The organism is Chelativorans intermedius (genome assembly GCF_025398255.1).
Taxonomy (GTDB): Bacteria; Pseudomonadota; Alphaproteobacteria; order Rhizobiales; family Rhizobiaceae; genus Chelativorans; species Chelativorans intermedius.
This window is the reverse complement of the sequence record NZ_JAODNW010000024.1, coordinates 36,181-49,010: the sequence shown is the minus strand read 5'-3', so window position 1 is coordinate 49,010 and position 12,830 is coordinate 36,181. Positions and strand designations below refer to the sequence as shown.

10 protein-coding genes are annotated in these 12,830 nt (G+C 66.5%); 5 read left to right on the top strand and 5 right to left on the bottom strand.

The genetic code is table 11. From position 1 onward, the window contains the following. Positions 1 to 137: 137 nt before the first annotated feature. On the bottom strand, positions 138 to 866 hold the full coding sequence (gene phoU, locus NYR58_RS16910) for a phosphate signaling complex protein PhoU (RefSeq protein ID WP_261522320.1): 729 nt from the start codon (positions 864 to 866) through the stop codon (positions 138 to 140). A gap of 98 nt (positions 867 to 964) precedes the next feature. Next, positions 965 to 2,236: an ATP-binding protein gene (locus NYR58_RS16905; protein ID WP_261522318.1), complete on the bottom strand. Its 1,272-nt coding sequence runs from the start codon at positions 2,234 to 2,236 to the stop codon at positions 965 to 967. 85 nt (positions 2,237 to 2,321) lie between these two features. On the opposite strand from NYR58_RS16905, the gene ppk2 reads away from it, so the two are divergent. Further along, a complete protein-coding gene (ppk2, locus tag NYR58_RS16900; protein ID WP_261522316.1) occupies positions 2,322 to 3,221 on the top strand; it encodes a polyphosphate kinase 2 in 900 nt (299 codons plus the stop codon). Here ppk2 and NYR58_RS16895 read toward each other — a convergent pair. Beyond that, complete coding sequence (locus NYR58_RS16895; RefSeq protein ID WP_261522315.1) at positions 3,143 to 5,131, bottom strand: glycosyltransferase; 1,989 nt, start codon at positions 5,129 to 5,131, stop codon at positions 3,143 to 3,145. The two genes, ppk2 and NYR58_RS16895, sit on opposite strands and share 79 nt — an antisense overlap. Before the next feature lie 405 nt (positions 5,132 to 5,536). Between NYR58_RS16895 and NYR58_RS16890 the strand changes: the two genes are divergently transcribed. Next, a complete protein-coding gene (locus tag NYR58_RS16890; RefSeq protein WP_261522326.1) occupies positions 5,537 to 6,370 on the top strand; it encodes a transporter substrate-binding domain-containing protein in 834 nt (277 codons plus the stop codon). On the opposite strand, the gene NYR58_RS16885 is transcribed toward NYR58_RS16890, so the two are convergent. Then, positions 6,364 to 7,188, bottom strand: coding sequence for a sterol desaturase family protein (locus tag NYR58_RS16885; RefSeq protein WP_378074747.1), 825 nt, complete (start codon positions 7,186 to 7,188; stop codon positions 6,364 to 6,366). The genes NYR58_RS16890 and NYR58_RS16885 overlap by 7 nt on opposite strands. A gap of 58 nt (positions 7,189 to 7,246) precedes the next feature. Then, complete coding sequence (locus NYR58_RS16880) at positions 7,247 to 7,663, bottom strand: tellurite resistance TerB family protein (RefSeq protein ID WP_261522314.1); 417 nt, start codon at positions 7,661 to 7,663, stop codon at positions 7,247 to 7,249. A gap of 150 nt (positions 7,664 to 7,813) precedes the next feature. Between NYR58_RS16880 and NYR58_RS16875 the strand changes: the two genes are divergently transcribed. The 3 genes from NYR58_RS16875 to NYR58_RS16865 all read left to right on the top strand — a co-directional run bounded on the left by NYR58_RS16875 (position 7,814) and on the right by NYR58_RS16865 (position 12,814). Then, positions 7,814 to 9,469, top strand: coding sequence for a lysine--tRNA ligase (locus tag NYR58_RS16875; protein ID WP_378074749.1), 1,656 nt, complete (start codon positions 7,814 to 7,816; stop codon positions 9,467 to 9,469). Between the two features lie 77 nt (positions 9,470 to 9,546). Beyond that, on the top strand, positions 9,547 to 10,536 hold the full coding sequence (gene acuI / locus NYR58_RS16870) for an acrylyl-CoA reductase (NADPH) (protein WP_261522310.1): 990 nt from the start codon (positions 9,547 to 9,549) through the stop codon (positions 10,534 to 10,536). A gap of 136 nt (positions 10,537 to 10,672) precedes the next feature. Further along, entirely contained in the window at positions 10,673 to 12,814 is a 2,142-nt protein-coding gene (locus NYR58_RS16865; protein ID WP_261522309.1) for a PAS domain-containing hybrid sensor histidine kinase/response regulator, read from the top strand. Positions 12,815 to 12,830: the final 16 nt, after the last annotated feature.

The window sequence follows — 12,830 nt, the reverse complement described above, 5'->3', positions numbered from 1 at the left end:
TGACAACGAAATCCCAAACCCCAACAAACCCATAAAACAAAACCCCGCCGAAAATGACGGGGTTTGTCAGCGGTCTGTGGGGCGACCTCGGTCGCCCCTTTTTTTCGGGCATAGGACAACCCGAGGGACCTGTTTGCCTACCGCAGCCCATCCGTCTGCGGGGGCGCAACCACCTTGTGGCTCTCGTCCTCTTTCGGACGCTCCGGCGGCAGCACCGTGCCGGTGATGATGTGGTAGACGGTCTCGGCGATGTTCGTGGCATGGTCGCCGATGCGCTCGATGTTCTTGGCGCAGAAGATGAGGTGCGTGCAGGCGGTGATGTTGCGCGGATCTTCCATCATATAGGTCAACAGCTCGCGGAAGAGCGAGGTATACATGGCGTCGATCTCCTCGTCGCGGTCCCGCACGAAGCTGATCTTGGCCGCCGAGCGGGAAGCGTAGGCATCCAGCACCTCCTTGAGCTGGGTGAGGGCCAGGTCGGACAATGCAGAAAGACCGCGGAACAGGCGCGCCGGCTGGCGCGCTTCCTTCACCGGGGCAACGCGCTTGGCGATGTTCTTGCCCAGGTCGCCGATGCGCTCCAGATCGCCGGAAATGCGGATGGCGCCGACGATCTCGCGCAGGTCCCCCGCCATGGGCTGGCGCTTGGCGATGATGACCACGGCCTTCTCGCCGATCTCCCGCTCCTTCCGGTCGAGAAAGGCATCGTCCTCCACAACCTTCCTGGCCAGGCCGGTATCGCCGCTCACCAGGGCGGCCACCGCCTGCTCCACCATGCGCTCGGCATATCCTCCCATGCTGCCGATCTGATTGGTCAGAAAGCGCAGCTCTTCATCGAATGAATGCATGATGTGCTGGCTGTGCATGGCGCGTTCCCGTTCTGCTGGCGCAAATCAGATTCCCTCCGTGGTAGGCTAAACGGATGACGGAAAAAAGAAACAGCCTCTAGCAGGATTGACGCGCCTCACGCGGGCGGGGGGAAATGGACCGTGAACGAGGACCCCTCGCCCACGCGCGAGCGGATCGAAAGGCGCGCGCCATGGCGGGTGAGAATGTGCTTGACGATGGACAGGCCGAGGCCGGTTCCCTTCTGGGCGCGGCTCGTGTCCACATCGACACGGTAGAAGCGCTCGGTGATGCGCGGGATGTGCTCCTCGGGAATGCCGGGGCCGAAATCGGTCACGGTCACGGTCTTCTCCGCCTCGGGGCCTGCGTCTTCGGCCGAGACGACCACGCGGCCGCCGGAGCTTCCATATTTGCACGCATTCTCCAGCAGGTTCTCGAACACCTGCACCAGCTCGTCCCGGTTGCCCGCCACCTCCAGCGGGCCCGGCGGCAGATCGAAGGTGATCTTCACGCCGGATTCGCGCGCCAGATGCGCAAGCGAATCCCCCACCCCCTGCAGAAGCGAGCACAGATCGACCTTTTCGGTGGGGGCGGAATATGGTTTGACCTCCAGCCGCGACAGGGACAGAAGGTCGTCGATCAGCCGCGCCATGCGGGCGGTCTGGTTCTGCATGATCTGCAGAAAGTTCTCCCGCGCCTGCGCATCGTCGCGCGCCGGGCCGCGGAGGGTTTCGATGAAACCGGCGATGGAGGCGAGCGGCGTGCGCAGCTCGTGGCTGGCATTGGCGATGAAATCGGCCCGCATGCGGTCGATCCGGCGCGCCTCGCTCTGATCCTTGAACAGGAACACGAAGAGGCCCGTTCCTTCGCCGATCGGCATGGCGGAGACGCGGTAGACGCGCTCTATGGGGACGCGCTCTGCATAATCCGCCGACATCGGCTCCGTCCCGTTCTCCAGAACGCGGGTGATGAAATCGTGCATCTCCGGGGCGCGGAACTTCAGCTGCAGGGACACGCCGGGCGCAATGGGACCGAAGGCACCCACGGCGGCGGCATTCGCGTGCACGATGCCGCCGCCGCGCTCGACGATGTAGAGAGGATCCTGAACGGCGGCGGCCAGATGAACCGCGGGCAGCGATTCGATGGAGCCGGCGGTGCTGCGGCTGCTTGCCCTCCCTGCCGTGGGCCGGGCTTCGCGAACCGGCAGCAGCGCGGCAAAGGCCAGAACCCAGAAAGCGCCCAGCAGCGCCGCCAGCCCGCTGCCGCCGCGATGAAGATCAAGAAACAGAAGTGCAGCCACCGCCGCGGCCAGCACCGGCCAGGCGCGGCGCAGGCGCCGCTGCACGGCCTTCAGGCGCTCACGCGGCGTATTGTCTTCCTCGCCTTCCATGCCCGACACCCCGGGAAACGGCGCTGGACCTTGCGGGCCGGCGCCAATAGCATCACCCTCCTATCGCTGCGAGGGATCGACTTTTATGACCAAGCCTCTGGATAACACCGCCACGCAAGACCGCAAGCCGATGACATTCAATATCAATGGGGTGCAGCGCACTTTCGACATCGACGACCCCGCGCTGCCGGGCTGGGTGGAGGAGCGGGCGCTGACCTGCGGCGGCTACCCCTACGGGCGGAAACTCGAGAAGAAGGTCTACAAGGCCCAGCTCAGGGCGCTGCAGATCGAGCTTGTGAAGCTGCAAGGCTGGCTGAGGGCGGACGGCGGGCGTGTGGTGGCGGTGTTCGAGGGGCGTGACGCGGCCGGCAAGGGCGGCAGCATCAAGCGGGTGCGCGACTACATGAGCCCGCGCACGGCGCGCAACGTGGCGCTGCCCAAGCCCACGGAGACGGAGCGCGGGCAATGGTACTTCCAGCGCTACGCGGCGCAGCTTCCCACAGCCGGGGAATTCGTCACCTTCGACCGTTCCTGGTACAACAGGGGCGTGGTGGAGCCCGTCATGGGCTTCTGCACGCCCGAGGAGCACGAGCGCTTTCTCGCCGAGGCACCGCAGTTCGAGCGCATGATCGTCAACGACGGCATCCACCTGTTCAAGTTCTGGCTGAACATCGGGCGCGAAACGCAGCTCAAGCGCTTTCACGCCCGTCGTCACAGCCCCCTGAAGCACTGGAAGTTCTCGGCCATCGACATGGCGGCGATGGAGAAGTGGGACGAGATCACGCGCATGCGCGATCTGATGATCGAACGCACCCATACCGAACACGCGCCGTGGACCGTGGTGCTTGCCAACGACAAGCGCAGGGCACGGCTGGCGGTCATCCGCCACATCCTGACCGCCCTGCCCTATCCCGGCCGCGACATGGAAGCGATCGGCGAGGAGGATGGGGCCGTCGTCGGCTCGGGGCCCGGCTTCCTGCGCTGAGGGCGTGCGGGCGTCGGCCGGTGCGGACGGTGCGGCGTCTTCTCCCAGTGATGCGGACAGGTATAGAGCTGCCAGAGGGCCCGCCAGGCAGCCAGGGAAAGAAGCATCCAGTAGGCCGGGGTGAGGGCAGCGTGTTTCCAGAGGCTGCGGCGGGCCGGCGGCGGCAACGTCCACCAGCCAAGCGCCAGAAAGGCGCCATAGCCGCAGACGATGTTGAAGAGATCCACCAGAAGCATGGCGCCATAGGCATGGGGCAGCGACCCGCGGATAAGAAAAAAGGCGCAAAACGCCAGGATCGCCAGCAGGAAAAGGAGATTGCCCAGCGCGCACAGCAACATGCCGGGAAACAGGACCTGGGTTGCCAGAAAGGAGCGTAGCCCCAGTTCGCGGGCGAGCCGCGGCGCATCGCGCATGTGCACAAGCCAGGTCTGGAACCAGCCCTTGAACCAGCGGGTGCGCTGCGGCAGCCATACCGGCAGCGTGGTGGGCGCATCCTCATAGGTGGGCGAGGCGATGGTGTCCACCCGGTAGCCGAAGCGCCTGAGCCGCAGGCCCAGATCGGCATCCTCGGTGACGTTGTAGGGGTCCCAGCCGCCCACCCGCTCGAGCACCGAACGGCGGAAATGGTTCGAGGTGCCGCCGAGCGGCAGCACGAGACCGCGGCCGGCAAGCCAGGGCAGGATGCCGTGAAACAGCGCCGCATACTCGAAGGCGAACATGCGTGACAGCCAGCTTTCGTGGCGGTTCGAGATGACGAGAGGGGCCTGCAGGCATGCCAGGTCCTCGCCGCCCTCACGGAAGCGCTGCCAGGCTTCGATGAGCTGAAAAGGGTGCGGCCGGTCCTCCGCGTCGAAGAGGACGAGAAACTCGCCGCTGGTCATCGGCAGGGCATAGGACAGGGCCTTCGGCTTGGTGCGCGGGCCAGCGCCCGGCACCTCGATCACCTCGATGCAGGGGCGCAGACCGTGGGCGGCGATCGCCCGCAGCGTCTCGTGGTCGTCGCGTTCGCAGACGAGCTTGATCTCCAGCTTGCTGCGCGGCCAGACGATACGGCCCAGCGCCATCAGGAGATCGGGCACGATCTCGGCTTCCTTGTAGAGCGCGACGATGACCGTGTAGACCGGCATATCTTCCGTTCTGACGGCCTTCAGCTCGCGCCCGGGCTGCGCGGAGCGCGCCCTGGCGGCCGCCAGCAACCGCAGCGTCACGCAGGAGAGAAAGGACAGGGAAAGCACGATGTGAAGGCCCAGCAGGGCGGGGCCCGTCCAAAGCAGGAGGCTCATCCCCAGGACCGCGACCAGCGCGCCGAGCACGGCTCCCTGCCAGCCGGTCATCACCAGACGGGCGGACAAATGCGACCATTTCTCGAAGAGGCCGTTGACGGCGCCCTGCGACAGATGTCCCTCGGCGCGCGCCATCAGGGCGCCCCGGAGAACCGAAGGCGGCACGACGCGCATCATGCGCGCGATGCGCGGATGACGCGCCAGAAGACGGCGCATGGCCGGGATGCTGACGGCCTGCGGGGCGATCAGAAAGACGGGCTGGCCCGTCGAGAGATCGAGCGCCGGCACCCGCGCCGTGCCGGAGGGGCGGCGCAGGATGTTCAGGCATTGAGGCTCGCGCACCAGCAGGCTTTCCGGGCGCACCTCGTCCACGAAGTCGAGCCCCAGATGCCGCGCCAGCACATAGAAGAGGTCCGCCTCGCCGATCACACCGGAGGCCACAAGCTCTCTCTGGAAACAGACGCCGGCGAGACGGGCCTGCCTTTCGACCGTCGCCAGATCGTTGTGCGACAGGCCGAGGCCTTCGAGGACCGGCCACCACTCGGCAAGTCCCGACGGCGCAGGCGCCCCGCTGGTGGGGTTTGCCGCTTCCTGGCCGCCGGTCCTTGTTGCGAAGGATGCAAACATGGGTTGTCCAACCGCTAGGCGCGCGACGGCGCGGGAAGACGAAGCATACCGTGCGGACAGGCACGAGCGCCTGATGGCATGGCGTTTATTTCAAGGAGAGTCCAGAATCGGGACACGGCGCGTATGCGTCGGATTCTGCATGAAACAATCCATTTCTGGCAACGGTATGATGTGCCTGCCGCCGGCCCAGGGAAGGTGCCGATCGCATGTTCGCCCCCGCGTGCAACCCGGAGCCTGCGGCTCCAACTGAAGTTGCGGTGGAATTATACTGTGTCATATTGATGCGCCCGTCAACACGCACAGATTGAGGTTCCGGGAAGTGCAGTTGTGCATGCCCGGACGTTCCGGCGCCTCGTCTTTTGGGCTATAGCTTGCGTGAAGCGAGAAGGGAGCGACCTCGTGGGCATGATCGCAGCCGCGTTTCTGGGCATGGCCTTGGTTCTGGCCGCCGCCATGCCCAGCGGGGCGCAGACGCCGGTTCCCCACATCTGGGACAGCCGCCAGCACATGCAGAAACCGGACACGCTGCCGATCCAGCGCCTGCGCTTTCTGACGACCACCGATTTCTTCCCCTTCAACTTCCTCGACCCGCAGGGCAGGCTTGTCGGTTTTCATGTCGATCTGGCACGCGCCATCTGTGATGTTCTGGGGCTGACGGAGCGCTGCCAGATCCAGGCGCTGCCCTTCGAGGAGCTGGAAGCGGCGCTGCGGGAGGCGCGCGGCGAAGCGCTGATCGCGGGGCTGGCGATCACGCGGGACAGCAGGGAGACCTATCTTTTCTCCCGTTCCTATCTTCAGTTCCCGGCCCGCTTCGTCACGCGCCGGCAAGGCGTCCTGGACGAGCCCCTGCACGAGAAGATCGCCGGCCGGCGCGTTGGCGTCATGGCGGGCACGGCGCACGAGCGGATGCTGGCCGACCTTTTCGGCAAGGCATTGCCCATCGCCTACTCCGATCGGGATGCGCTGCTCGGCGACCTCGAGGCCGGCAGCCTGGATGCCGTTTTCGGCGACGGCATGCGGCTGAGCTTCTGGCTGGCGGGCGCGCAGGGCAAGGACTGCTGCGCCTTTTCGGGCGGCCCCTATCTGGCGCCGGAATATCTGGGCCAGGGGCTGGCGATCGCCGTCAGGCAGGAGCAGACGGCACTCGCGGAGGCGCTGGACTATGCGCTGCGCGAGATCGAGGAACGCGGAACCTTCGAGGAGCTCTATCTGCGTTACTTTCCGGTCGGCTTCTACTGACCGCGCCGGTTTGACCGGAAGGGCAGCACCAGCGCCCACAACAGCCGTGCCGTGGCGGCGCCGCGATATTCGCGCAGGCCGATTTCCATCCCGAGGTGGCCGCGCTTCGGCTGCGCCACATAGGTGCCGAAGAGCCGGTCCCAGAAGGGAAAGTTGAAGCCGTAATTCGAGTCCGTCTCGCGGCGGATGCTCGAATGATGCACGCGGTGCATGTCCGGGGTGACCAGAACGAGCCGGAGAAGCCGGTCGACCGGGCGAGGAATGGCGATGTTGGAGTGGTTGAACATCGAGGTGCCGTTGAGCACGATCTCGAAGACGAGAACCGCAAGCACCGGCGCGCCGAGCGCGATGACGATCGCCGCCTTCCACAACATCGAGATGAGGATCTCGAAGGGATGGAAGCGCAGCCCCGTGGTCACGTCGAAGCCGTTGTCGGCATGGTGCATGCGATGGATGCGCCAGAGCAACGGAATCTTGTGGCTGGCCACGTGCTCCAGCCAGACCGCGAAGTCGAGAACGATGAAGGAGAGCACGCCGGCAGCCAGCGGGCCGAGCCCGAGGTGGCGGAAGAGGCCCCAGCCCCGTGCCTCCGCCCAGAGGGCGGTGCCCACGGCGGCGGCGGGAAAGACGACGCGCAGCATGGCGGAGGAAATGAGCAGCAGCGACAGATTGGTCGCCCAGCGCCGTGCCTTCCAGGCGCCAGCCATCTCTTCGCGCTCCAACCGCGGCGACCACAGCTCGTAGGCCGCCATGGCCACAAAAATGGCCAGGAAGGCGGCAAACCGGATCGCAGCTTCCGAGAAGATCATGGTTTCCATGGCGCCCTTATGGCCCGCCCGTGGCGCTGCCGCCAGTCACATGCGCTTGAGCGCACCGTCAGAACAAGGTGCGATGGCGCGCGCGGGCCGCCCGCTCGATGGCGGCGGCCACCAGCGGCTCCACCTTGAGATGGCGGCGCACGATCTGCAGCATGCGCTTTTCCTCCGGCTCCACATGCAGATCGGCAGCGGCCACCTCGACGGCCAGCGCATAGGCCGTGTCATGCAACCGCTCGGGCACCACGTCGCGCACGGTGGTCAGAACCCGCTCCATCCCGTCCTCTTCCTGCAGGATCTGCTGGCATTGGCGGGCGACGTCGATGATGCGGTTGTCGTCGAAGTCCCTGAAGACCGGCAACCGGCGCACGACGCTGCCGATGCTGCCAAGCTCGGCATCGGTCATGTCGCGATCGGCCGCCGACATGATGACCATCAGATAGATCAGCGCTTCCTGGGGGCTCGGCTGCAGGCTCATTCGGCATTCCCTTTCAACGTTCAGCGGCCAGAGCCTATGCACCCCCGCTGCCGCCCGCAACGAAAAAACCGTGTCTTGATTGACGCACCGCCGGGCCGGGCTTAGAGACCAGCGGCGAGACCCTCCTGACCACGGACGACCGAAATGACGATGACCACGCACAATGCGCTCGAACTTGCCCCGGAGATGCTGGCGGCGGCGGCCGAGAGCAAGGCCTGGCCCTTCGAGGAGGCGCGGCGGATCATCGAACGCTACGAGGGGAAGCCCTTTCCCGGCACGGTGCTGTTCGAGACCGGCTACGGGCCTTCCGGCCTGCCCCATATCGGAACCTTCGGCGAGGTGGCACGCACCTCCATGGTACGACACGCCTTCCGCGTCCTCACCGAGGACCGCGTGAAGACCAAGATCATCTGCTTCTCCGACGATATGGACGGCCTGCGGAAGGTGCCCGACAACGTGCCCAATCGGGAGATGCTCAAGGCGCATCTGGGCAAGCCGCTGACCCGCGTGCCGGACCCCTTCGGCAGCGAGCACGGCTCGTTCGGCGCCGCCAACAATGCGCGGCTCAGGGCGTTTCTCGACCAGTTCGGCTTCGATTACGAGTTCGCTTCCTCCACCGAATACTATACTTCCGGCCGCTTCGACGCCACGCTTCTGACGCTTCTGGAGCGCTATGACGAGGTGATGGCCATCATGCTGCCCTCGCTGCGCGAAGAACGGGCGAAGACCTATTCGCCCTTCCTGCCCATTCATCCCAGGACCGGCGTCGTCTGCCAGGTCCCGGTCGAGGAGCGCAAGCTCGATGCCGGCACCATCGTCTGGCGCGACCCCGAGACGGGCGAACGTTTCGAGACGCCGGTCACAGGCGGGCATGCCAAGCTGCAGTGGAAACCCGACTGGGCCATGCGCTGGGCAGCCCTTTCCGTCGACTACGAGATGTCGGGCAAGGACCTGATCGACAGCGTGAAGCTGGCGGCGCGCATCTGCAGCGTGCTGGGCGCCCGCCCGCCGGAAGGCTTCAACTACGAGCTCTTTCTGGACGAGAAGGGACAGAAGATCTCCAAGTCCAAGGGCAACGGGCTGACGATCGAGGAATGGCTGACCTACGCCCCGACGGAGAGCCTGTCGCTCTACATGTACCAGAAGCCGAAGACGGCCAAGAAGCTTTATTTCGACGTGATTCCCCGGGCGGTGGACGAATATTACGCCTTCCTGTCCGCCTATCCCCGGCAGGACTGGCAGAACCGGCTCGGCAATCCGGTCTGGCACGTCCATGACGGCCGCCCGCCGGCCATCGACCTGCCGGTGCCCTTCGCGCTGCTGCTCAATCTCGTCAGCGCCTCCAACGCTCACGACAAGGGCGTGCTGTGGGGCTTCATCTCGCGCTATGCGCCGGGGGTGACGGCCGAGACCCATCCCGAGCTCGACCGCCTGACGGACTACGCCATCCGCTATTTCGAGGATTTCGTGAAACCGGCAAAGCGCTTCCGCGCCCCCGACGAGGTGGAGCGGCAGGCGCTTGCGGCCCTTGGCGAGAAGCTGTCGGGCCTTTCGGCAGAAGCCGATGGCGAGGAGATCCAGAACGCCGCGCTCGATGTCGCCCGCGGCATCGAGCGCTATCAGGATCACAAGCGCACGAGCCCAACCGGCGGACCCGGCGTTTCCGGCGCGTTCTTCCAGATGCTCTATCAGGTGCTGCTCGGCCAGGAGCGCGGGCCGCGCTTCGGATCGTTCGTCGCCCTTTACGGCATCGCCGAGACGCGGGCCCTGATCGACAAGGCCCTGGCGGGCGAGCTGGGGGCATAGTCGTCGAAGGGCGGCATTGACCTGCCGCCTGGCCAGCCGCAGAGTCGAGCCACGTCCAGCCACACCGGAGGAGCGCCATGGCCGATCGTTTCAATGCCGTTCTCATCACCCGCGACGAGGAGAAGAAGCAATCGGTCTCCTTTGTCGAGATCGGCGAAGACGCGTTGATGGAAGGCGACGTCACCGTGGCTGTCGAGGCCACCACGGTCAATTACAAGGATGGGCTCGCCATCACCGGCAAGGCCCCGGTGGTGCGCCGCTTTCCCATGATCCCCGGCATCGACTTCGCCGGCACCGTCATCCGCTCCAGCCATCCCGAGTGGAAGGAGGGCGACAAGGTGATCCTCAACGGCTGGGGCGTGGGCGAGACGCATTACGGCGCCTATGCCGGCCGTGCCCGCGTCAGCGGCGACTGGCTGGTGCCGCTGCCCGAGGGTTTGAGTGTGCACCAGGCCATGGCCGTGGGCACCGCCGGATATACGGCCATGCTGTGCGTGATGGCGTTGGAACGCCACGGAATTGCTCCCGATCGCGGACCGCTCGTCGTCACCGGGGCGGCGGGTGGCGTCGGTTCCATCGCCGTGGCGCTTCTGTCGGCGCGCGGCTACGAGGTGATCGCCGCGACAGGCCGCACCGCCGAGGAATCCTATCTGAAGAGCCTCGGCGCCAGCGAGATCATCCCCCGCGAGGTGCTTTCCGGCCCTGCCAAGCCGCTCGGCAAGGAGCGCTGGGCTGGCGGCGTGGATGCGGTGGGAAGCCACACGCTGGCCAATGTATTGTCCATGACGTCCTATGGCGGCGCCGTCGCCGCCTGCGGTCTGGCGCAGGGGCTCGACCTGCCGGCCAGCGTCGCCCCCTTCATCCTGCGCGGCATCTCGCTGCTCGGCATCGACTCGGTGATGGCGCCGAAGGCGCTGCGCCTGGAAGCCTGGCGCCGCATCGCCGCCGAGCTCGATCATGATAAGCTCGCCACCATTACCGGCACCATCCCCTTCGGAAAGGTCATCGAGGCGGCGGAGGACATCGTCGCCGGCCGGGTGCGCGGCCGGCTGGTGGTGGAGATGTAAAGAAAATCCTGCTGCAGTCGGTCGCACTTGAGCGACCGGACAAAACCTTCCGTAATCCGTGCCCGTTATCGTGCCGCCCATGATGACGGCGCAAATCCGGTGGATATGGGCACGACTGCGGGAGGGCGGCGGCGCATTGGCCGCTGACGGTGCCCTGCTGTGGTTCGGATTTACCACGCTGCTTGCCAGCCTTCTCGCCCATCTGTCGGATGCCCATCCGCTTCTGGTGCTGGCGCTTGTTCTCCTCGGCCTTGCCGGCTGTGTTCTGGCAGTGCGACCGCGCCCCGACCCGCAGGCCGCGGAAGCGCCGCGGGAGACGGCCGAGCTGGCAGCGCTTGCCGACCGGGTTTCCGCGATGAAAAAAAGCGAGCAGCGCCTCCACGGACTTCTGGAGGCGCTCGGCGATCTTGTGGTCCATCGCGACAGCGAGGGCCGCATCCTCTATGCCAACAAGGTGTTTGCCGACCTCATGGAGAGCACGCCCGCCGCGCTGCGGGGCAAGACGCTGCCCGAGCTGGGCGTCGATGTGGGGCTTGCGCCCGAGGCCGCCTCGCAGCGTGGCGAAAGCCTGAGTGCGACCGATGTTCCCATCCATGCCCGGGGCGGGTTGCGCTGGTTTTCGTGGACCGAGCTGTCGCTGCACGACCCGGAAAGCGATACCGTCTCGCACTGGGCGATCGCCCGCGACATCACTGCCCGCAAGCGCGCCGAGAGCGCGCTCGTCAACGCCCGCGAGCGCGCCGAACAGGCAAGCTTTGCCAAGTCGCGCTTTCTCGCAACCGTCAGCCACGAGATCCGCACGCCCATGAACGGCATTATGGGCATGGCGCGCCTTCTGGCCGATACCCGGCTGTCGCCGGAGCAGCGCACCTATCTCGGCGCCATCTCCACCTCCGCCAGCGCGCTTCTGGCGCTGATCGAGGATCTGCTCGACTATTCCAAGATCGAGGCTGGCCGGCTGGAGCTCGAACCGCAGAGCATGAATGTGCGCGAGCTGGTGGAAAACATCGTCGAGCTGATGGCCTCGCGCGCCTTTGCCAAGAATATCGGGCTGGGCTGCCACATCGCCCCGGACGTGCCGGAGACGGTGACGGCCGATCCCGGCCGCCTGCGCCAGATCCTGCTCAACCTGCTCGGCAATGCCATCAAGTTCACGGAGGAAGGGGGCGTGCTGGTCACCGTGAGGGCCGTCACCCACGAGAACGGACCGGCCCTTGCCTTCAAGGTCGAGGACACCGGCCCCGGTCTCGACGAGGCGACGCGGGCGCGCATCTTTCAGGAGTTCGAGCAGGGCGACAGCGGCTCCACACGCCGCCACGGCGGCGCCGGGCTGGGCCTTGCCATCACCCGTCGGCTCGTGGAAGCCATGAAGGGCAGCATCGGCGTCGACAGCGCGCCGGGCGAAGGGGCGGCCTTCACCGTCACCCTGCCCATTGCGCGCGACGAGGCAGAGCCGGCCGACGAGGCGATGGCGCTCAAGGGCTGGAACGTCGCCATTCTCACGCCCCATGCGGTGGAGGGCGAGGCGCTGGCCATGGCCGTACGCGCCCACGGGGGCAGGGCGCGCGTCTTCGACGGCGAAAAGAGCGCGCTCGCCCTGCTCGGCAAGCGTAAGGCCGTCTTCGACGCCGTGCTTGTCGATGCGTCCCTGGAAAGCCGGAAGGTGGACCGCCTTGCGCGGTTGCGGCGGCGCGGGCTGTCCGCCAGGCGGGCGCTCACCCTCATCGCGCCGACCGACCGCGGCCGCCTGACCGCCTTTCGCGCCAACGGCTATGCGGCGTTTCTCGCCCGTCCGGTGCGCGGGCGCACGCTTCTGCGCCTGCTGCTCAACGAACAGCCGGAAGGCGGCGGCGCGCCCGCGGCCCAGCCCGGCGCAAAGGTGGTGACGCAGGGGAATGCGCTCAACGTGCTGGTGGCCGAAGACAACGAGATCAATGCCATGCTGGCGCGCGCGACGCTGGCGCGCGCCGGCCACAAGGTGACGCTGGTGCCCAATGGGCGCGTGGCCGTCGACGAGCTGACCCATCCTGCCCGCGCCTTCGACATCGTGCTCATGGATCTCCACATGCCGGTGCTCGACGGTCTCGACGCCATCGCCAGCATTCGCCGCTACGAGGAGGAAACGGGCCTTCGCCCGGTTCCCATTCTGGTGCTGTCTGCCGACGGGCAGGAAAAGACGCGCCACAGCGCGCTGGCGCATGGCGCCAGCGGCTTCGTCACCAAGCCGCTCGATCCGGACAAGCTGTTGTCGGCGCTGGAGATGCACGCGGCGGTGTGATCGCGTCGGCGGAGAT